This is a genomic window from Burkholderia torrens, from assembly GCF_984668525.1.
In genome coordinates, this window is sequence record NZ_OZ480211.1 from 2,807,186 (window position 1) to 2,826,876 (window position 19,691).

The following is a 19,691-nucleotide window of genomic DNA, read 5'->3' on the forward strand; positions in this document are numbered from 1 at the left end:
CCGGCCGTTCCGTTTGACCCTTGGAGGCCTGAGTTGGCACACGCAGAACTCGCAGGAAAACACCTCGTTCTCGGCCTGACGGGCGGCATCGCCTGCTACAAGATCGCCGAGCTCACGCGGCTGCTCGTGAAGGCCGGCGCGACCGTGCAGGTCGCGATGACCGAAGCGGCCACGCAGTTCATCACGCCCGTGACGATGCAGGCGCTGTCGGGCCGGCCCGTCTATACGAGCCAGTGGGACGCGCGCATCGACAACAACATGGCGCACATCGACCTGTCGCGCGAAGCCGACGCGATCGTGATCGCGCCCGCGTCGACGGATTTCCTCGCGAAGCTCGCGCACGGGTTCGCGGACGACCTGCTGTCGACGCTGTGCGTCGCGCGCGACTGTCCGCTGCTCGTCGTCCCCGCGATGAACCGCCAGATGTGGCAGAACCCGGCCACGCAGCGCAACGCCGCGCAACTGCGCGCGGACGGCGTATCGGTGCTCGGCCCGGATTCGGGCGCGCAGGCATGCGGCGAAGTCGGCGACGGCCGGATGCTCGAGCCCGAGGCGATCTATGAAGCGATCGTCGCGCATTTCGCGCCGAAGGTACTCGCGCACCGGCGCGTGCTGATCACGGCCGGGCCGACGTTCGAACCGCTCGACCCCGTGCGCGGCCTCACGAACCGCTCGAGCGGCAAGATGGGTTTCGCGCTCGCGCGCGCCGCGCAGCAGGCCGGCGCCGACGTGCATCTCGTCGCGGGGCCGGTCGCGCTCGACACGCCGTGGGGCGTGTACCGCCAGGACGTGCAGACCGCGCAGCAGATGTACGACGCGGTGATGCACGCGGTGGCCGATGCCGACATCTTCATCGCAGTGGCCGCAGTGGCCGACTGGCGCGTCGATCAGCCGGCCGAGCACAAGATGAAGAAGACGGCCGACCGCAAGATGCCGGCGCTCGCATTCGTCGAGAACCCGGACATCCTCGCATCGGTCGCGGCGTTGCCCGACCCGCCGTTCTGCGTCGGCTTCGCGGCCGAAAGCGGCGACCTCGACGTGCACGGCGACGAGAAGCGCAAGCGCAAGAACGTGCCGCTGCTCGTCGGCAACCTCGGCCCGCTGACGTTCGGCCGCGACGACAACGAAGTCGTGCTGTTCGAAGCGGCCGGCCTCACGCGCCTGCCGCGCGCCCCGAAGGACGAACTCGCGCATGCGCTCGTCGCGGAAATCGCGAAGCGCCTGCCCGACAACCGCCTGATCTGATCACCCGCGCGACGGCGCTTGCCGCCGCGCCCTTCCCGACCGATTCGACGACCGCATGAAACTCGACCTGAAGATTCTCGACGCGCGCATGCGCGACTACCTGCCCGCCTACGCGACCACCGGCAGCGCGGGCCTCGACCTGCGTGCGTGCCTCGACGCACCGGTCACGCTGCAGCCGGGCGAAACGACGCTCGTGCCGACGGGCCTCGCGATCCACCTCGCCGATCCCGGCTATGCGGCGCTGATCCTGCCGCGCTCGGGCCTCGGGCACAAGCACGGGATCGTGCTCGGCAACCTCGTCGGCCTGATCGACTCCGACTACCAGGGCCAGCTGATGGTCTCGACGTGGAACCGCGGCCAGACCGAGTTCGTGCTGAACCCGTTCGAACGGCTCGCGCAGCTCGTGATCGTGCCGGTCGTGCAGGCGCAGTTCAACATCGTCGACGATTTCGCCGAGAGCGATCGCGGCGAAGGCGGTTTCGGCAGCACCGGCCGCCACTGAGCGGCACTGCACGAAAAAGGGGCCTCGCGGCCCCTTTTCATTTCAACGTCACTCGCTGACCGGCTGCGCGATCCGCGCGCGTGCCGGTTCGCGTCGCCGCGCCTGCGCGATGCTCGCATAGATCACCATCGCGGCCAGCACGCCGAGCAGCACGGCTGACGACCCGACCGTGCCGAGCGCGAGGCCGCCCTTCGCGACCGGCTTCGTCAGCAGGTCGCCGACCGTCGCGCCGAACGGACGCGTGAGCACGAACGCGGCCCAGAACAGCAGCACGCCCGAGATCCGCGTGAAGTAGTGCGCGAGCACGATCACCGCCAGCAGCCCGCCGATCAGCAGCGCGCCGCCGCCGAAGCCGAGCCCCGAGCTGTCCGCGAGGAAGTCGCCGAGTGCGGTGCCGAGCGTATTCGAGAACAGGATCGCGATCCAGTACAGCAGCTCGACCTTGCGCGTGCGGATCAGGTCGACCGACAGCGATTCGCCGCTCAGGCGCCAGACCGCGAAGATCGCCAGCAGGATCGCGACGAGGATCGACGACCCGGCGGCATAGCCGAGGCCGAGCGTGCGGTCCATGAAGTCGGACATCGTCGTGCCGGCCGTGCTCGTCGCGACGATCACGGCCCAGTAGACCGCCGGGCGATAGCGTGTCGTCCGGAGCTGCGCGCCCAGCGTCACGAGAAAGAAACCGAACAGCAGGATCGAGCTCACCGCGTAGCCGACGTTCAGCGTCATCGACAGCAGGTCGCCGCCGGTCTCGCCGAGTGTCGTCGCGCAGATCTTCATGATCCAGAACGCGAGCGTGATTTCGGGAAGTTTGTTCATTCGAACCCCATTTGCAGGAAGCGGCGGGCCGGCGCGCGCCGGCCCGCCTTGCGGACAGGTTCGAATGTAATCGCCGCCGGCTTAACGGAACCTTAGCGAGCGTGCGGAACGGGGAGGCAGCTGCGCCGCCGCGGTCAGCGTGCGTGTTCGTGCCGGTAATGCAGCGCGTAGGCGAGCGTCAGCAGTACGACGAACACGACACCGACCACCATCGTCATCCGGAATTCGCGCGTGAACGCGGTCGTGAACAGGATCGCGGCGACGAGCCCGGCACCGAGCAGGCTGCCGAACGGGTGGCCCCACATCCGGAACGCGAGCGCGGGACCGCGATACTGCGACCGGAAGCGCAGGTGCGTGACGAAGATCATCAGCCACGTGAACAGCGCGCCGAACATCGCGATCGCCATCATCACGGTGAACGCGGTGTCGGGCGCCAGCGCGACCAGCACGGCCGCGACCGCGACGCCGCTGGTCGAGATCCACAACGCCGCACGCGGCACGCCGTTCGTGCCGAGCCGGCCGAACACCGCGGGCGCGAGCCGCGCGCGCGACAGGCTGAACATCATCCGCGTCGTCACGTAGAGCTGGCTGTTCATCGCCGACAGCGCCGCGATCAGCAGCACGAAGTTGATCACGCCGGCCGCGTACGGCACGTGCGTCGCGGCCATCACCTTCACGAACGGGCTTTCGTCGGTGCCGGCCGCCGTCCAGGGCACGATCGCGAGCATCAGCGCGAGCGTCAGCAGGTAGAACAGCACGAGCCGGAACACGGTCGAGCGGAACGCGCGCGTAACCGCGTGCTGCGGATCGCGCGCCTCGCCGGCCGCGATCGCGACGGCTTCGATGCTCATGTAGCTGAAGATCGCGACGATCACTGCGACCCAGGTGCCCCACGGCCCCTTCGGCATGAAGCCGCCGTGCGCGGTGTAGTTCGCGAAGCCGATGCCCGATGCGGCGGGCGCCGACCACACGAGATACGCGCCGAGCACGATGAACACGACGATCGCCGCGATCTTCAGTAGCGAGAACGCATATTCGACCGTGCCGTACAGCGTGACGCTGGCGAGGTTCACGGCGATCAGCAGCGCGGAGAAGCCGATCACCCAGTACCAGCCGGGCACGGCCGGGAACCAGTACTTCATGAACACGGCGATCGCGCTGATTTCGGTACCGATCGCGAACACGACCGCGAACCAGTACGCATAGCGCACCAGGAAGCCCGCGAGCGGACCGACGTAGTGCTCGGCATACGCGCCGAACGAGCCGGCCGTCGGATGCGCGACGGTCATTTCCGCGAGCGCGCCCATCAGCAGCAGCGCGATCAGCGCGCCGATCGCATAGGAAACGAGCACGCTCGGGCCTGCGAGCCCGATCGCGAATCCGCTGCCGAGAAACAACCCCGTGCCGATCGCGCCGCCGATCGCGATCATCGCCATCTGCCCCGACGTCAGCGCGTGGCGCAACCCTTGTTCGCGCGCGACGATAGCGTCGAACGACCGTTGTTGTTGTGTCACTGCGTTACCACTCCCCTGCACCACCATCGCGCCGCCCCGGCGCCGGATCAAACGAAACGGCGCGGAAAACTTCCCGCGCCGTTCGCATGAACAACGAATTATCGCTTACTCGACTTCGACCGTCTCTTCGTTCGGCTTGTGCGGCGGATTCGCCAGCTTGTCGAACGACAACTGCACCTTGTCGTTTTCGTCGACGTCGACCGTCACGTGACCGCCGTTGACGAGCTTGCCGAACAGCAGTTCGTCGGCCAGCGCGCGCCGGATCGTGTCCTGGATCAGCCGCTGCATCGGCCGCGCGCCCATCAGCGGGTCGAAGCCGTGCTTCGCGAGATGCTTGCGCAACGCGTCGGTGAAGAGCGCGTCGACCTTCTTCTCGTGCAGCTGTTCCTCGAGCTGGATCAGGAACTTGTCGACCACGCGCATGATGATTTCCTCATCGAGCGAGCGGAAGCTGATGATCGAATCCAGGCGGTTGCGGAACTCCGGCGTGAACAGGCGCTTGATGTCGGTCATCTCGTCGCCCGTCTCGCGGCGCGTCGTGAAGCCGATCGTCGCCTTCTGCATCGACTCGGCGCCCGCGTTCGTCGTCATGATGATGATGACGTTGCGGAAATCCGCCTTGCGGCCGTTGTTGTCCGTCAGCGTGCCGTGGTCCATCACCTGCAGCAGCACGTTGAAGATGTCCGGATGCGCCTTCTCGATTTCGTCGAGCAGCAGCACGCAATGCGGCTTCTTCGTGACGGCTTCGGTCAGCAGGCCGCCCTGGTCGAACCCGACGTAGCCCGGCGGCGCGCCGATCAGGCGGCTCACCGCGTGACGCTCCATGTATTCCGACATGTCGAAGCGGATCAGCTCGATGCCGAGCGTGAACGCGAGCTGGCGCGCCACTTCGGTCTTGCCGACGCCCGTCGGGCCGGAGAACAGGAACGCGCCGATCGGCTTGTCCATCTTGCCGAGGCCCGCGCGCGCCATCTTGATCGAGGCCGCGAGTGCGTCGATCGCCGGATCCTGGCCGAACACGACGCTCTTCAGATCGCGATCGAGCGTCTGCAGCTTGCTGCGATCGTCCTGCGACACGCTTTGCGCCGGCACGCGTGCGATCTTCGAGATGATTTCCTCGATTTCGCTCTTGCCGATCGTCTTCTTCTGCTTCGACTTCGGCAGGATGCGCTGCGCGGCGCCCGCTTCGTCGATCACGTCGATCGCCTTGTCCGGCAGGTGACGGTCGGTGATGAAGCGCGCCGACAGTTCGGCCGCGGCCGACAGCGCACCCGACGAATACTTGACGCCGTGATGTTCCTCGAAGCGCGACTTCAGCCCGCGCAGGATCGCGACCGTCTGCTCGACGCTCGGCTCCGTCACGTCGACCTTCTGGAAGCGCCGCGACAGCGCGGCGTCCTTCTCGAAGATGCCGCGATACTCGGTGAACGTCGTCGCTCCAATGCACTTGAGCGTGCCCGACGACAGCGCCGGCTTCAGCAAGTTCGACGCATCGAGCGTGCCGCCCGACGCGGCGCCCGCGCCGATCAGCGTATGGATCTCGTCGATGAACAGGATCGCGTGCGGGCGCTCCTTCAGCTCCTTCAGCACCGTCTTCAGACGCTGCTCGAAATCGCCGCGATACTTGGTGCCCGCGAGCAGCGCGCCCATGTCGAGCGAATAGACCTGCGCGTTCGCGAGGATGTCCGGCACTTCGCCGCGCGTGATGCGATACGCGAGCCCTTCCGCGATCGCGGTCTTGCCCACGCCGGCCTCGCCGACGAGCAGCGGGTTGTTCTTGCGGCGACGGCACAGCACCTGCACGACGCGCTCGACCTCGGGCTCGCGCCCGATCAGCGGATCGATGCGGCCGTCCTTCGCCATCTGGTTCAGGTTCTGCGTGAACTGCGCGAGCGGCGTTTCCTTCTGCGCGTTCGCGTCTTCGCTTTCCGCATTCGCGTCGGTCGACTTCGCGGCTTCGCCGTTGTTCGTCTTCGCGATGCCGTGCGAAATGAAGTTCACCACGTCGAGGCGCGTGACGCCCTGCTGCTGCAGGTAGTACACGGCGTGCGAATCCTTCTCGCCGAAGATCGCGACCAGCACGTTCGCGCCGGTGACTTCCTTCTTGCCGTTCGACGTCGACTGGACGTGCATGATCGCGCGCTGGATCACGCGCTGGAAACCGAGCGTCGGCTGGGTATCGACATCGTCGGTGCCCGGGACGGTAGGTGTGTTGTCGTGGATGAAATTGCGCAGGTTCTGACGCAAGTCCTCGATGTTGGCCGCACACGCGCGCAACACCTCGGCTGCCGTCGGATTATCCAGCAGGGCCAGCAGCAGGTGCTCGACCGTAATGAACTCATGGCGCGCCTGGCGTGCTTCCATGAACGCCATGTGCAGGCTGACTTCCAATTCCTGGGCAATCATGCTTCCTCCATCACGCACTGCAGCGGATGCCCTGCCTGCCGCGCATGGGTAACGACTTGCTCAACCTTGGTCGACGCGATGTCCCGCGTATAGACCCCACATACCCCTCGTCCTTCACGATGGACCTTCAGCATGATCTGCGTGGCCGTCTCGCGATCCTTCTTGAAATACTCCTGGACCACCATCACGACGAATTCCATCGGCGTGAAGTCGTCGTTCAGCAGCACCACCTTGTACATCGAAGGCGGCTTGAGCTTCTGCTGCTTGCGTTCCAGGACGGTACTGTCCTGCTTGTCCGGGATAATCGCCATACACCCATTCTAAACAACTCGGACAGGCCCGCAATCCTGCCATAACCCGACCGACCGGCCGGCGCCCTCCCCGGTATCCCGGAACACGCCTTCTTCTTCGTGCCATACGAAAGCCGGCTGCGGTGCCGGCTTTCACGCGTGGCGCGGAACACGAACCGTCAGGGGGCAACTGCACCGGACCGTCGTGTCCGCATCCAGTATCCCACAAGCCGGGACGACTCGAACGCGTGTCACTCGAGCCTGGTATATGAGCCGATTATGGGGCTTTTCAAGACCCCGCGCTTGGCGGCATGCTGCAAAGCAAAGCCGGAAAAACCCTGAAAATGGGTTCTTTACAACGACCCTCTAAACGTCTAAAAATTCCACTTGACACTCCAATAAAGAGCGCCAACAATCAAGCTGGCACTTTTTTCAATTTGCCGGTTGGCGAAATGAAAGAGGCCGAGGTGAGCTTGTGAGGGGGGAACGACTGCATTTTCCAGTCGTTTAGCTTTTCGAGCGTGCTCGTGGTAAGTAGCAGCGACTGTGTGACAGGGGAAGTAGGAAAATGGCAACTGGTATCGTTAAGTGGTTCAACGACGCGAAGGGCTTCGGTTTCATCACTCCCGACGAGGGCGGTGAGGATCTGTTTGCGCACTTCTCGGCTATCACCATGAATGGCTTCAAGACGCTGAAGGAAGGCCAGAAGGTGAGCTTTGACGTCGTTCAAGGACCGAAGGGCAAGCAAGCGTCGAACATCCAGGCCGCATAAAGGCATCGGATATCGGACGAAGAAACCCGGCGCATTGCGCCGGGTTTCTTTTTTTTGAGGCGGGCCAATCGATAATCGATTGGCCCACCTTTTCGTTCAATCCCGATAATTGAGCACACATTGTCTTGTCACACATGCAGATCGGATATCGGCCCTGCGCGTGAAACACATTCACTACATCGTTACACGACCTTCAGCGTGCCCATCATGCCGAGGTCCTCGTGTTCGAGAATGTGGCAATGAAACATGCGCTCTCCAGGCATGTCTTGCGTGACGAGAATCGACACGGTTTCGCCGCTGCGCACGTTCACGGTATCGCGCCATGCGCGGAACGGTTCGGTCGTGCGGGAGCCGCCCGACGCGCGCTCGATCACCTGGAACTGCGTGCCGTGCAGGTGGAACGGGTGATCCATGTCGGTGGTGTTGCGAATCTCCCAGCGCTCGATGTCGCCACGGCGGCTCGTCAGCGTGGCACGGTGCGCGGCGTAGGTTTCGCCGTTGATCGTGAAACGCATGCCGGCCGGACGGCCGTGCGCCGCGCCCTTCATCATCGCGTCCATGTCCATTTCCTCGCCGAACGCGACCGTCTTGTGCGCAACCGGTTCGGCGAGCGGCGGCACCGCGCGCAGCGTGGCGGGCAACGCGCGCGCGGCGGCGGGCGCAAATGCGACATCGGCCAGCGCCAGCGCCGGATCGGGCGGCAGGCTGCCGTGGCCGTCGTCGTGCGACATCGCCATCTTGCGGCGGTCGTACTCGGCCGCCTGCAGCACCGCGCGCGACGCGCGATCGCCGGCGCGCACCAGCAGTTCCGCGCGCGCGCCCGGCGCGATCAGCAACGACGTCACGCGGCGCGGCGCATCGAACAGCCCGCCATCGGTACCCGCGTGCTCGAACGCACGGCCGTCGTCGAATGCGACGCGCAGGTAGCGTGCGCTGCACGCGTTCCACACGCGCCAGCGCTCGTCGCCCACGACGTCGATGCGCGGCCGGCGCGCGCCGTTGACCAGCACGAACTGGCCTTCGCGGCCGTTCATCCAGTCCATCATGTCGTTCGGCGCAATCGTGCCGTCGTGTGCAAGCTTCAGGTCCGACACGAACAGGTTGCGCTCGGGCCAGCCGACCAGCGGATCGTCCGCGGCGCGCACGATGAACGGGCCGGCCAGCCCGCGAAACACCTGCTCGGCCGTCATCATGTGCGGGTGCGGGTGGTACCAGTAGGTGCCGGCGCTGCCCTTCGGCAGCGTGAAGCGGTACACGCGCGCCGCGCCGGGCGCGACGGGATCGGACGGATTGCCGTCCTGGTCGGGCGGCACGGGCAGGCCGTGCCAGTGGATCGTCGACGGCTGCGGCAGCTTGTTCACGAACTTGATCTCGACCGTGTCGCCCTCGCGCACGTCGATCAGCGGGCCGACGACGGGGCCTTGCGTGCCCGCGCCGAACTGCCAGAACGTGGTCGGCCGCGCGCCGCGCAGCATCGGGCGCGCGACAGGCTGCGCGACCAGCGTGGCCCGGAACGTACCGGGCTCGCGGCTTTCGTTCGCGAGCGTGCGCAACGCCGCGAGCGGCGCGCCGGCCGGCAGTGCGTCGGCGGCCGCGAGCGCGGCCGGTGCAGGCTTGCCGTCCTGCGCGTGCCCCGACATGCCGGGCATGTCGTCCATCGAATCCATGCCGGCCATGCCCGCATGACCGGCATGCTGCGCCCACGCGGTGCGCGCGAACAGCGACGCGGCCGCGATACCGATGGCGCGCGACAGGAAGGTTCTCCGTATCATCAATCGATCCTCGTTATTCATGCAGCGTCGCGCGACAGCCGCGACGCGTGCGCCGGCCGGCCGAATCGCCGGTGCGCGACGCGAAACCCGATGCCCGCGTCATCATAACCGCTGGCCTCTATCGAAAAACGCCGCCACCGGTCTGGCGGCGATACGCCGCAGCGCGGGCTTGGCACGGCCCTTCGTCGGCCATCACGCCCCGGACCGGCCCGCCGCCGTATCCAGCCGCCCGTTTTGCGCGTGCCGTTCGGCGCCCCGCGGCACGCGTCGCGCCATCCCGCCGTAAAACCGCCAATTTTTCACGATGTGGAACAAGTCCCTGCGTTGTAAAAATTCGTGGTGCAGGGCACAAATTTCGCGTTTCGCGATACCAAAAAACGTTCCGCAATACAAAACGACAGAAATATCATCTTGTTTTTAAACGAGAATTTTTGTTTCGAGAAGCCGTTCTACATGCACCATCCGACCGGGTCGCGGACGTAGACTTTGTTCCATGCACTGACGCTTCGCCACGACGTTCGATACGGAACCCGGCGCAAGCAGCCAGTCGGGCCACAGCCGGCCGAGCCGGCAGGCGGCACAACAGAATCGCTCGTGATCAGAAAGGGAGAACGGAAATGAAGGGATTTCGCTTTGGTTCAGCGCTCGGGTCGTTCTACATCCTGCCGGGTAACGGCGGCTGGGAAGCGACGTTCGGCAACGCCCTGCTCGGCGCATTCTCGTGCCCCGAAGTCGCGGCCGACCACATCTCCCGCGGCGACTGCGAGCAGTTGTCCGAACTGGACACGGCGACGCTCGAAGTGCCGCACGAAATCGCCGAATGGGAAATCGTTCACGTCTGAATGGCAAACCTGCAACGAAAAACGCCCCGGGCGACCGGGGCGTTTTCATTGGGTGTCGGACGGCGAACGACCAGCCCCGCCGCGCCGACACACGCATTGGCACGCGCGATTGCGCGGCCCGCGTCAGGCGACTGCGTCGACGATGGCGTTCAGCGTCGCGCTCGGGCGCATCGCCTGGCTCGTCAGGTCGACGTTCGGACGGTAGTAGCCGCCGATCGCCTGCGCCTTGCCTTGCGCGGCCGCCAGCTCTTCCAGGATGCGCGCTTCGCTGTCGGACAGCGCCTTCGCCACGCCTTCGAACTGCGCCTTCAGCGCGGCGTCCTCGGTCTGCTCGGCCAGCGCCTGCGCCCAGTACAGGCACAGGTAGAAGTGGCTGCCGCGGTTGTCGAGGCCGCCGACCTTGCGCGCCGGCGACTTGTTCTCGTCCAGGAACTTGCCGGTCGCCTGGTCGAGCGTCTTCGCGAGCACGACCGCCTTCGGGTTCTGGTATGCGTTGCCGAGGTGTTCGAGCGACGCGGCCAGTGCGAGGAATTCGCCGAGCGAATCCCAACGCAGGAAGCCTTCCTCGACGAACTGCTGCACGTGCTTCGGCGCCGAGCCGCCCGCGCCCGTTTCGAACATCCCGCCGCCGGCCATCAGCGGCACGATCGACAGCATCTTCGCGCTGGTGCCGAGTTCCATGATCGGGAACAGGTCGGTCAGGTAGTCGCGCAGCACGTTGCCGGTGACCGAGATCGTGTCCTTGCCCGCACGGATGCGCTCGAGCGAGAAACGCGTCGCTTCGACCGGCGTCATGATGCGGATGTCGAGGCCGTTCGTGTCGTGGTCCTTCAGGTAGCGTTCGACCTTCGCGATGATCTGAGCATCGTGCGCACGCGCCGGATCGAGCCAGAACACGGCCGGTGCGCCGGTCGCGCGCGCGCGATTGACCGCGAGCTTGACCCAGTCCTGCACCGGTGCGTCCTTCGTCTGGCACATGCGCCAGATGTCGCCCGCTTCCACTGCATGCTCGAGCAGCACGTTGCCGGCTTCGTCGGTGACGCGCACGACGCCGTCCGCCGGGATCTGGAACGTCTTGTCGTGCGAACCGTATTCCTCGGCCGCCTGCGCCATCAGGCCGACGTTCGGCACGCTGCCCATCGTGACCGGATCGAATGCGCCGTGCTGCTTGCAGTCCTCGATCACGGCCTGGTAGACGCCTGCGTAGCAGCGGTCCGGAATCACGGCCTTCGCGTCGTACAGCGCGCCGTCCGGGCCCCACATGCCGCCCGAATCGCGGATCATCGCCGGCATCGACGCGTCGACGATCACGTCGCTCGGCACGTGCAGGTTCGTGATGCCCTTGTCGGAGTTGACCATCGCGAGGCGCGGACGCACCGCGTATTCGGCCTTGACGTCGGCTTCGATCGCTTCGCGCGTGTCGGCCGGCAGGTCCTTCAGGCGCGCGTACAGGTCGCCGATGCCGTTGTTCGGATTGAAGCCGACCTGCGCCAGCACGTCCGCGTGCTTCGTGAGCGCGTCGCGGTAGAACACCGACACGAAGTGACCGAACAGGATCGGGTCCGAGACCTTCATCATGGTCGCCTTCAGGTGCACCGAGAACAGCACGTCCTGCGCCTTGGCGTCGGCGATCTGCGCTTCGATGAAGCTGCGCAGCGCATTGCGGCTCATCACCGATGCGTCGATGACTTCACCGGCCTTCACGGCCGTCTTTTCCTTCAGCACCTTCTTCGCGCCGTCGGTCGTCGTGAGTTCGATCTTCACGCTGCCGGCATCGGCGATCAGCGCCGACTTCTCGCTGCCGTAGAAGTCGCCTTCGGTCATGTGCGCGACGTGCGCCTTCGACGTGGCCTTCCATGCGCCCATCTTGTGCGGATGCTTGCGTGCGTAGTTCTTGACCGACAGCGGTGCGCGGCGGTCGGAGTTGCCTTCGCGCAGCACCGGGTTCACCGCGCTGCCCTTGATCTTGTCGTAGCGCGCCTTGACCGACTTCTCTTCGTCCGTCGACGGATCTTCCGGATACGCCGGCAGCTTGTAGCCCTGCGCCTGCAGTTCGGCGATCGCGGCCTTCAGCTGCGGCACCGATGCGCTGATGTTCGGCAGCTTGATGATGTTCGCTTCCGGCTGCAGCGTGAGCTGGCCCAGCTCGGCCAGATCGTCGGAACCCTTCTGCTCCGGCGGCAGGATGTCTGCGAATGCCGCGATGATGCGGCCGGCGAGCGAGATGTCGCGCGTTTCGACGGCGACGCCGGACGAACGCGTGAAGGCCTTGACGATCGGCAGCAGCGAATAGGTCGCGAGCGCGGGCGCTTCGTCGGTGAGGGTGTAGATGATCTTGGGCGAAGTGGACATGGTGGTCAAAGCATTGCTACGTGATTGTTGAACTGAGGAGCGCCGGCGGTAACCGGCGGGGAGCGACCGGGTCGGTCGCGAAAGGGGCGCGCCGGCTCAGCCGGGCGGTGGTGTTGCGAGGGCCGTCATGTTCTACCTTGCAGGGCCTCCGGGCCGCATCGCGGCGCCGCGGCCCGCATGCCGGACCGCCCTGCCAACAAACCTGCCATCCACGAAACGCTCCGGCGCCGGCAGTCAGCGCCGGGGCGGCCGGCAACCTGCCGGCCCACCCCGGAAGGGGTCTTACATGTTCTCGATCAGCACTTCGCCGAAGCCGGAGCACGACACCTGCGTCGCGCCTTCCATCAGGCGCGCGAAGTCGTACGTGACGCGCTTCTGCAGGATCGACTTCTCCATCGCGGCGATGATCGTGTCGGCCGCTTCCGTCCAGCCGAGGTGGCGCAGCATCATTTCCGCCGACAGGATCTCGGAACCGGGGTTCACGTAATCCTTGCCCGCGTACTTCGGCGCCGTGCCGTGCGTCGCCTCGAACATCGCGACCGAATCCGACAGGTTCGCGCCCGGCGCGATCCCGATGCCGCCGACCTGCGCGGCCAGTGCGTCGGAGATGTAGTCGCCGTTCAGGTTCAGCGTCGCGATCACGTCGTATTCGGCCGGGCGCAGCAGGATCTGCTGCAGGAAGGCATCGGCGATCGAATCCTTGATCACGATCTCGTTGCCCGTCTTCGGGTTCTTCACGCGCATCCACGGGCCGCCGTCGATCAGCTCGCCGCCGAACTCCTTCTGCGCGAGCGCGTAGCCGGCATCACGGAACAGGCCTTCCGTGAACTTCATGATGTTGCCCTTGTGCACCAGCGTGACCGACTTGCGATCGTTGTCGATCGCGTACTGGATCGCCTTGCGCACGAGACGCTCGGTGCCTTCGGTCGACACGGGCTTGACGCCGATCCCCGAGGTTTCCGGGAAGCGGATCTTCTTCACACCCATCTCGTCCTGCAGGAACTTGATGACCTTCTTCGCCTGCTCGGAGCCCGCGGCCCATTCGATGCCCGCGTAGATGTCTTCCGAGTTCTCGCGGAAGATCACCATGTCGATCTTCTGCGGTTCGCGCACCGGCGACGGCACGCCCTTGAAATACTGGACCGGGCGCAGGCACACGTACAGGTCGAGTTCCTGGCGCAGCGCGACGTTCAGCGAACGGATGCCGCCACCGACCGGGGTCGTGAGCGGCCCCTTGATCGACACCACGTATTCCTTCAGCACCTGAAGCGTTTCTTCCGGGAGCCACACGTCCGGACCGTACACCTTCGTCGCCTTCTCGCCCGCAAAGATCTCCATCCAGTGGATCTTGCGCTTGCCCTTGTAGGCATGCGCGACCGCCGCATCGACGACCTTGATCATGACCGGCGTGATATCGAAGCCCGTACCGTCGCCTTCGATATAGGGAATGATCGGCTGATCGGAAACGTTGAGCGAGAAGTCCTTGTTGACGGTGATCTTGTCACCGCCTTCCGGAACCTTGATGTGCTGATACGGCATGATCGACTCCAGTGACGTGGCTGAGCAGGTGATGCTGGTCGAAGCTGCGCGCGCGGCGGGGGCGCGGCATGGCCACCCGGTGACGGCAACAGCGAGCCGCTATTCTAGCGCCCCAACCGGGCACTTCGGCATGAACCGCGGCACTGCGTATCAAGGCCTCACTTATGTCTTATATAAGACAGAGGACTTGCCGTTCCGTATTATGCATTAAGATTCCGCCATTTGCCATAGACCGCCCGCCCCCGCCTCCCGCGGCAGGCCGGGCGGGCGCCCTGCCATGAACCTGATCGCCCTCAACAAGCCGTTCGGCACGATTTGCCAGTTTTCCGCGCACGAGACGCGCCCGTCGCTCGGCGACTGGGTAAAAACGCCCGGCGTCTATGCGGCCGGCCGGCTGGACGCGGACAGCGAAGGCTTGCTGCTGCTCACCGACGACGGCGCGCTGCAGGCGCGCATCGCGGAGCCGCGCCACAAGCTCGTGAAGCGCTACTGGGCGCAGGTCGAGGGCGCGCCCGGCCCGGCCGACCTGAAGGCGCTCGCGCGCGGCGTCGATCTCGGCGACTACGTGACGCGCCCGTGCCGCGCCGAATTCATCGAGCCGCCCGACACGCTGTGGCCGCGCAATCCGCCGATCCGCTACCGCGCCGCGATCCCGACCACGTGGATCGAACTCGCGATCACCGAAGGCAAGAACCGGCAGGTGCGCCGGATGACGGCAGCCGTCGGCTTCCCGACGTTGCGCCTGGTGCGCGTGGGCATCGGTGCACTGGATATATTTGCGCTCGGCATTGCACCGGGCGAAACAATCGCACTGCCGCCGCGCGCGCCATGGGACGGTTTCGCGGCCGCCGGATAACGAATTCGGGAAACGCGAATTTTTCGTCGTCTTTTTCGTCAACCGGCTGCGAAGATCGCGCGTTAAACCACGCAGATGCCAACCTTAGCTATCCGGCATTGGCAGCCGAACCCGTGTTTGCGTCACGAAAGCGACGTTTTTCTCGAATACGATTCGGCGCCCGCAGCGCAATGAGAAATTTCTCGAAGCGTCTGTCAACCGAAAGGTGGATGGCACCGTTAGACGACATGACTCCTATTGCCGGGTCATTTGGTTAATTAACTAAAGCTGAGGAACACAACATGAACAAACTGATCGCCGCTCTGGTCGCTGGCCTCTTCGCAACGGCTGCTTTCGCACAAGCTTCGGCTCCGGAAGCTGCTCCGGCAGCAGCAGAAGCTGCTTCGGCACCGGCTAAGCACGCTGCCAAGAAGCACCACGCTGCCAAGAAGCACCACAAGGCATCGAAGAAGGCTGCAGCAAGCGACGCAGCAGCACCGGCAGCTGCTTCGAACTAAGTAAGCTGGCTGTAATAACGCAGTCAAGAACACGCAGTCTTGCCGTTCTTACGGCGTTGAAAGGCAGATCACCGCAAGGCGATCTGCCTTTTTCTTTTGTGTGCCCGCCGGCGCGCATCGCGTACCATGCGGGTCTCGTTTTCCAGACAGGAGCCATGCTGTGCAATTCTCCCTGCGCTCGTCGCTCGGCCGCCTAGCGCGCGCCACCGTGTTTCCCGCCGCGCTCGCCGTCCTCGCGCTCGGCATGCAGGCCGCCGGCGCGCAGATGCCGCCCGGCGCCAAGCAGCCGAGCGAGTTTCCGCGCGTGAAGCTGCGCGCCGGCATGTACGTGATCGACGCGGCCGTCGCCGCGAACGACGCCGACCGCGAACAGGGGCTGATGTACCGTTCGCAGCTCGCGCCTAACGAAGGCATGCTGTTCGTCTTCAACGAGAACGCCGTGCACTGCTTCTGGATGAAGAACACGCTGATCCCGCTGTCGATCGCGTTCATCCGCGCGGACGGCACGATCACCGACATCGACGAGATGAAGGCCGAGACGACCGACAACCACTGCCCGCGCAACAACGGCGTCTACGCGCTCGAAATGAGCAAGGGCTGGTTCGCGGCGAAGGGCATCAAGCCCGGCATGAAGCTCGACGGCCTGCCGAAGGCCCAGTAACGGCCTGTTCCGCGGCGGCGCGCCGCGCATCGACCGAAGCCGGCCGCCCGTTGCGCGCCGGCTTTTTTTTCACCTGCCGGCGGCGCTGCCCCGCTTGATTCCGCCGGCGCCGGCCGCATCTGCAAAAGCCACGCGCAAGCGCTATGCTTTAAGTCTCGCTTGTCCAGTCCGGGCCGGTACCGCCGGCTCGCTTACATTCGAACCTAAGGAGGTTCACGTGCCCCGCAAAACCCCCATCGAGCGCTATCGCAATATCGGGATCAGCGCTCACATCGATGCCGGCAAGACCACGACGACCGAGCGCATCCTGTTTTACACCGGCGTGAGCCACAAGATCGGTGAAGTGCACGACGGCGCGGCCACGATGGACTGGATGGAGCAGGAGCAGGAACGCGGCATCACGATCACGTCGGCGGCGACCACGGCCTTCTGGAAGGGCATGGCCGGCAACTATCCGGAACACCGCATCAACATCATCGACACGCCCGGGCACGTCGACTTCACGATCGAAGTCGAGCGCTCGATGCGCGTGCTCGACGGCGCGTGCATGGTCTACGACTCGGTCGGCGGCGTGCAGCCGCAGTCCGAAACCGTGTGGCGCCAGGCGAACAAGTACAAGGTGCCGCGCATCGCGTTCGTCAACAAGATGGACCGCATCGGCGCCGACTTCTTCCGCGTGCAGAAGCAGATCGGCGAGCGCCTGAAGGGCGTCGCCGTGCCGATCCAGATTCCGATCGGCGCGGAAGATCATTTCCAGGGCGTCGTCGATCTCGTGAAGATGAAGGCGATCGTGTGGGACGACGAAAGCCAGGGCGTGAAGTTCACGTACGAGGACATCCCCGCGAACCTCGTCGAGCTCGCGCACGAATGGCGCGAGAAGATGGTCGAGGCCGCGGCCGAAGCGAGCGAGGAACTGCTCGAGAAGTACCTGCACGACCATGAATCGCTGACCGAGGACGAGATCAAGGCCGCGCTGCGCAAGCGCACGATCGCGAACGAGATCGTGCCGATGCTGTGCGGCAGCGCGTTCAAGAACAAGGGCGTGCAGGCGATGCTCGACGCGGTGATCGACTACCTGCCGTCGCCGGTCGACGTGCCGGCGATTCTCGGCCACGACTTCGCCGATCCGGAAAAGCCGGCGGAACGTCATCCGAGCGATGACGAGCCGTTCTCGTCGCTCGCGTTCAAGATCATGACCGACCCGTTCGTCGGCCAGCTGATCTTCTTCCGCGTGTATTCGGGCGTCGTCGAATCGGGCGATACGGTGCTCAACGCGACGAAGGACAAGAAGGAGCGGCTCGGCCGGATCCTGCAGATGCACGCGAACGAGCGCAAGGAAATCAAGGAAGTGCGCGCGGGCGACATTGCGGCTGCCGTCGGGCTGAAGGAAGCGACCACGGGCGACACGCTGTGCGATCCGGTCAAGCCGATCATCCTCGAGAAGATGGAGTTCCCGGAGCCCGTGATCTCGCAGGCCGTCGAGCCGAAGACGAAGGCCGACCAGGAAAAGATGGGCCTCGCGCTGAACCGCCTGGCGCAGGAAGATCCGTCGTTCCGCGTGCAGACCGACGAAGAATCCGGCCAGACGATCATTTCGGGGATGGGCGAGCTCCACCTCGAAATCCTGGTCGACCGGATGAAGCGCGAGTTCGGCGTCGAAGCGACGGTCGGCAAGCCGCAGGTCGCGTATCGCGAGACGGTGCGCACGACGGCATCCGACGTCGAGGGCAAGTTCGTCAAGCAGTCGGGCGGCCGCGGCCAGTACGGCCATGCGGTGATCACGCTCGAGCCGAACCCGGGCAAGGGCTACGAGTTCCTCGACGAGATCAAGGGCGGCGTGATTCCGCGCGAGTTCATCCCGGCCGTCGACAAGGGCATCACCGAAACGCTGAAGAGCGGCGTGCTCGCGGGCTACCCGGTCGTCGACGTGAAGGTGCACCTGACGTTCGGCTCGTACCACGACGTCGACTCGAACGAAAACGCGTTCCGGATGGCCGGCTCGATGGCGTTCAAGGAAGCGATGCGCCGCGCGAAGCCCGTGCTGCTCGAGCCGATGATGGCCGTGGAAGTCGAGACGCCCGAGGAATTCATGGGCAACGTGATGGGCGACCTGTCGAGCCGTCGCGGCATCGTGCAGGGGATGGAAGACATCGCCGGCGGCGGCGGCAAGCTCGTGCGCGCCGAGGTGCCGCTCGCGGAGATGTTCGGCTATTCGACGTCGCTGCGTTCGGCGACACAAGGCCGCGCGACCTACACGATGGAGTTCAAGCAGTACGCGGAAACGCCGGCCAACGTATCGGAAGGCGTGATCAGCGCGAAGACGAAGTAAGCGCCGGGCGCTCGCGCCCCGTCGCATGCACGCAAGCCCGTCCGGTTCCGGACGGGCTTTTTTTCGTCCGGCGCGCGCTGCCGCGATGGCGTCCTTTTGATCGACTCGCAGGCATTTTTTTCGCATGCCACAATGGAAAGCGATTCGTCAGATGGAACCCGCCCGATGCCGCCCACCCCTGCCCTGCGCCGCCTGCTGATGCTCTACGCCGGCCTGATCGCCGCGAACGTCGCCGTGTGGCTGTGGGCGCTCGCGGTGCTGCGCGACCATCCGCTGCTGCTCGGCACCGCGGCGATCGCGTACGGGCTCGGGTTGCGTCATGCCGTCGACGCCGATCACATCGCCGCGATCGACGTCGCGACACGCAAGCTGATGCAGGACGGCCAGCGCCCGGTGAGCGTCGGGCTGTTCTTCTCGCTCGGCCATTCGACGATCGTGATCGCGGCGACGCTCGGCATCGCGCTGACCGCGTTCGCGCTGCGCGACCGGTTCGATGCGTTCCGCGAGATCGGCGGCACGATCGGCACGGCGGTGTCGGCCACCTTCCTGCTCGTGCTCGCGTGCGTGAACCTGATGATCCTGCGCGACGTATGGCGGCGTTATCGCCGCGCCCCCGCGCACGCACACACGCACGGCGACGCGCACGTGCACCGCCCCGCCGGACTCGTGTCGCGACTGCTGCGCCCGCTGTTCCGGTTCGTGTCGAAAAGCTGGCACATGTATCCGGTCGGTGTGCTGTTCGGGCTAGGTTTCGATACTGCAACCGAAATCGGCCTGCTCGCGATCGCCGCCGCGCAGGCGAGCCAGGGGTTGCCTGTCTACACGGTCATGCTGTTTCCCGCCTTGTTCACCGCCGGCATGACGCTGATCGACTCGACCGACAACGTGCTGATGATTCATGCCTATGGCTGGGCGATGGACGATCCGCAGCGCAAGCTGCTCTACAACGCGAGCATCACGTTCGTGTCGGCGGCCGTTGCACTGGCGATCGGCGGGATCGAGGCGGCCGGCCTGCTGGCCGACAAGCTGGCGCTGACGGGCCCCGTGCGCGACACGCTCGATGCGCTCGGCGAACGCTTCGGCTCGATCGGCTACGGCATCGTCGCGCTGTTCCTCGTGTGCTGGATCGCGTCGATCCTGTTCCACCGCTGGCAGCGCGCCGCCGACGCGCCGGCGCGCTGAGCCGCGCGCGAAAGCTCACACGTTTCAATCCGGAAACAAAATCCCCCCGACGACGTTGCATGCGTGCGTCGCGTGTCCGCGCGCGCCTTGCGTGACGGGCACAAGCGGCCGAT

The 19,691-nt window shown here is 65.4% G+C and carries 18 protein-coding genes; 11 read left to right on the forward strand and 7 right to left on the reverse strand.

All coding sequences use genetic code 11. From position 1 onward, the window contains the following. Positions 1 to 33 precede the first annotated feature (33 nt). Positions 34 to 1,245 (forward strand): bifunctional phosphopantothenoylcysteine decarboxylase/phosphopantothenate--cysteine ligase CoaBC, encoded by a 1,212-nt coding sequence (gene coaBC / locus AC5LXX_RS12995; protein ID WP_124456210.1) that lies wholly within the window; start codon positions 34 to 36, stop codon positions 1,243 to 1,245. Positions 1,246 to 1,300: 55 nt separating this feature from the next. After that, positions 1,301 to 1,747 (forward strand): dUTP diphosphatase, encoded by a 447-nt coding sequence (gene dut, locus AC5LXX_RS13000; RefSeq protein ID WP_021160741.1) that lies wholly within the window; start codon positions 1,301 to 1,303, stop codon positions 1,745 to 1,747. A 48-nt stretch (positions 1,748 to 1,795) separates the two neighbouring features. Here the strand turns inward: dut and AC5LXX_RS13005 are convergent, their stop codons facing one another. The 4 genes from AC5LXX_RS13005 to clpS all read right to left on the reverse strand — a co-directional run bounded on the left by AC5LXX_RS13005 (position 1,796) and on the right by clpS (position 6,797). Then, entirely contained in the window at positions 1,796 to 2,566 is a 771-nt protein-coding gene (locus tag AC5LXX_RS13005) for a COG4705 family protein (RefSeq protein ID WP_493409711.1), read from the reverse strand. Positions 2,567 to 2,700: 134 nt separating this feature from the next. Continuing rightward, positions 2,701 to 4,080, reverse strand: a complete 1,380-nt coding sequence (locus AC5LXX_RS13010) for an amino acid permease (protein ID WP_493409712.1) — start codon at positions 4,078 to 4,080, stop codon at positions 2,701 to 2,703. A gap of 105 nt (positions 4,081 to 4,185) precedes the next feature. Further along, a complete protein-coding gene (gene clpA, locus AC5LXX_RS13015) occupies positions 4,186 to 6,486 on the reverse strand; it encodes an ATP-dependent Clp protease ATP-binding subunit ClpA (RefSeq protein ID WP_124456213.1) in 2,301 nt (766 codons plus the stop codon). Beyond that, positions 6,483 to 6,797 carry an ATP-dependent Clp protease adapter ClpS gene (gene clpS, locus AC5LXX_RS13020; protein WP_006398529.1) on the reverse strand — a complete coding sequence of 105 codons (315 nt, stop codon included), beginning with the start codon at positions 6,795 to 6,797 and terminating at the stop codon, positions 6,483 to 6,485. Before clpS ends, clpA begins: the two co-directional genes overlap by 4 nt. A 290-nt stretch (positions 6,798 to 7,087) precedes the next feature. On the opposite strand from clpS, the gene AC5LXX_RS13025 reads away from it, so the two are divergent. After that, positions 7,088 to 7,255, forward strand: coding sequence for a hypothetical protein (locus AC5LXX_RS13025; RefSeq protein ID WP_176050694.1), 168 nt, complete (start codon positions 7,088 to 7,090; stop codon positions 7,253 to 7,255). Positions 7,256 to 7,344: 89 nt separating this feature from the next. Then, the gene (locus AC5LXX_RS13030; RefSeq protein WP_006478030.1) at positions 7,345 to 7,548 is read left to right on the forward strand and encodes a cold-shock protein; all 204 of its coding nucleotides are present in this window, start codon (positions 7,345 to 7,347) and stop codon (positions 7,546 to 7,548) included. A 182-nt stretch (positions 7,549 to 7,730) separates the two neighbouring features. On the opposite strand, the gene AC5LXX_RS13035 is transcribed toward AC5LXX_RS13030, so the two are convergent. Next, the gene (locus tag AC5LXX_RS13035) at positions 7,731 to 9,320 is read right to left on the reverse strand and encodes a multicopper oxidase family protein (protein WP_493409713.1); all 1,590 of its coding nucleotides are present in this window, start codon (positions 9,318 to 9,320) and stop codon (positions 7,731 to 7,733) included. 617 nt (positions 9,321 to 9,937) lie between these two features. Here AC5LXX_RS13035 and AC5LXX_RS13040 point away from each other — a divergent pair. Next, on the forward strand, positions 9,938 to 10,162 hold the full coding sequence (locus tag AC5LXX_RS13040) for a hypothetical protein (protein WP_006490888.1): 225 nt from the start codon (positions 9,938 to 9,940) through the stop codon (positions 10,160 to 10,162). A gap of 123 nt (positions 10,163 to 10,285) precedes the next feature. Here AC5LXX_RS13040 and AC5LXX_RS13045 read toward each other — a convergent pair whose 3' ends face one another. Both AC5LXX_RS13045 and icd read right to left on the reverse strand, forming a co-directional pair. Then, entirely contained in the window at positions 10,286 to 12,514 is a 2,229-nt protein-coding gene (locus AC5LXX_RS13045; protein ID WP_493409714.1) for an NADP-dependent isocitrate dehydrogenase, read from the reverse strand. Between the two features lie 282 nt (positions 12,515 to 12,796). Continuing rightward, positions 12,797 to 14,053, reverse strand: coding sequence for an NADP-dependent isocitrate dehydrogenase (gene icd, locus AC5LXX_RS13050; RefSeq protein ID WP_493389265.1), 1,257 nt, complete (start codon positions 14,051 to 14,053; stop codon positions 12,797 to 12,799). Here icd and AC5LXX_RS13055 point away from each other — a divergent pair. The 6 genes from AC5LXX_RS13055 (at position 14,052) to AC5LXX_RS13080 (ending at position 19,578) form a co-directional block, all read left to right on the forward strand. Further along, entirely contained in the window at positions 14,052 to 14,264 is a 213-nt protein-coding gene (locus AC5LXX_RS13055; protein WP_124456217.1) for a hypothetical protein, read from the forward strand. The genes icd and AC5LXX_RS13055 overlap by 2 nt on opposite strands. 66 nt (positions 14,265 to 14,330) lie before the next feature. Further along, the gene (locus AC5LXX_RS13060) at positions 14,331 to 14,909 is read left to right on the forward strand and encodes a pseudouridine synthase (protein WP_321860179.1); all 579 of its coding nucleotides are present in this window, start codon (positions 14,331 to 14,333) and stop codon (positions 14,907 to 14,909) included. A gap of 281 nt (positions 14,910 to 15,190) precedes the next feature. After that, a complete protein-coding gene (locus tag AC5LXX_RS13065) occupies positions 15,191 to 15,406 on the forward strand; it encodes a hypothetical protein (protein WP_011352970.1) in 216 nt (71 codons plus the stop codon). 160 nt (positions 15,407 to 15,566) lie between these two features. After that, the gene (locus AC5LXX_RS13070; protein WP_124456219.1) at positions 15,567 to 16,067 is read left to right on the forward strand and encodes a DUF192 domain-containing protein; all 501 of its coding nucleotides are present in this window, start codon (positions 15,567 to 15,569) and stop codon (positions 16,065 to 16,067) included. Positions 16,068 to 16,284: 217 nt separating this feature from the next. Then, on the forward strand, positions 16,285 to 18,396 hold the full coding sequence (gene fusA, locus AC5LXX_RS13075; protein ID WP_124456220.1) for an elongation factor G: 2,112 nt from the start codon (positions 16,285 to 16,287) through the stop codon (positions 18,394 to 18,396). A gap of 165 nt (positions 18,397 to 18,561) precedes the next feature. After that, a complete protein-coding gene (locus AC5LXX_RS13080; RefSeq protein WP_185658264.1) occupies positions 18,562 to 19,578 on the forward strand; it encodes a HoxN/HupN/NixA family nickel/cobalt transporter in 1,017 nt (338 codons plus the stop codon). Positions 19,579 to 19,691: the final 113 nt, after the last annotated feature.

Bases quoted from the DNA above. Each gene is read 5' to 3' on its own strand.
- dut (WP_021160741.1), top strand. From the start codon at position 1,301: ATGAAACTCGACCTGAAGATTCTCGACGCGCGCATGCGCGACTACCTG.
- AC5LXX_RS13005 (WP_493409711.1), bottom strand. From the start codon at position 2,566: ATGAACAAACTTCCCGAAATCACGCTCGCGTTCTGGATCATGAAGATC.
- clpA (WP_124456213.1), bottom strand. From the start codon at position 6,486: ATGATTGCCCAGGAATTGGAAGTCAGCCTGCACATGGCGTTCATGGAA.
- clpS (WP_006398529.1), bottom strand. From the start codon at position 6,797: ATGGCGATTATCCCGGACAAGCAGGACAGTACCGTCCTGGAACGCAAG.
- AC5LXX_RS13025 (WP_176050694.1), top strand. From the start codon at position 7,088: ATGCTGCAAAGCAAAGCCGGAAAAACCCTGAAAATGGGTTCTTTACAA.
- AC5LXX_RS13030 (WP_006478030.1), top strand. From the start codon at position 7,345: ATGGCAACTGGTATCGTTAAGTGGTTCAACGACGCGAAGGGCTTCGGT.
- AC5LXX_RS13035 (WP_493409713.1), bottom strand. From the start codon at position 9,320: ATGATACGGAGAACCTTCCTGTCGCGCGCCATCGGTATCGCGGCCGCG.
- AC5LXX_RS13040 (WP_006490888.1), top strand. From the start codon at position 9,938: ATGAAGGGATTTCGCTTTGGTTCAGCGCTCGGGTCGTTCTACATCCTG.
- AC5LXX_RS13045 (WP_493409714.1), bottom strand. From the start codon at position 12,514: ATGTCCACTTCGCCCAAGATCATCTACACCCTCACCGACGAAGCGCCC.
- AC5LXX_RS13055 (WP_124456217.1), top strand. From the start codon at position 14,052: ATGATCGACTCCAGTGACGTGGCTGAGCAGGTGATGCTGGTCGAAGCT.
- icd (WP_493389265.1), bottom strand. From the start codon at position 14,053: ATGCCGTATCAGCACATCAAGGTTCCGGAAGGCGGTGACAAGATCACC.
- AC5LXX_RS13060 (WP_321860179.1), top strand. From the start codon at position 14,331: ATGAACCTGATCGCCCTCAACAAGCCGTTCGGCACGATTTGCCAGTTT.
- AC5LXX_RS13065 (WP_011352970.1), top strand. From the start codon at position 15,191: ATGAACAAACTGATCGCCGCTCTGGTCGCTGGCCTCTTCGCAACGGCT.
- AC5LXX_RS13080 (WP_185658264.1), top strand. From the start codon at position 18,562: ATGCCGCCCACCCCTGCCCTGCGCCGCCTGCTGATGCTCTACGCCGGC.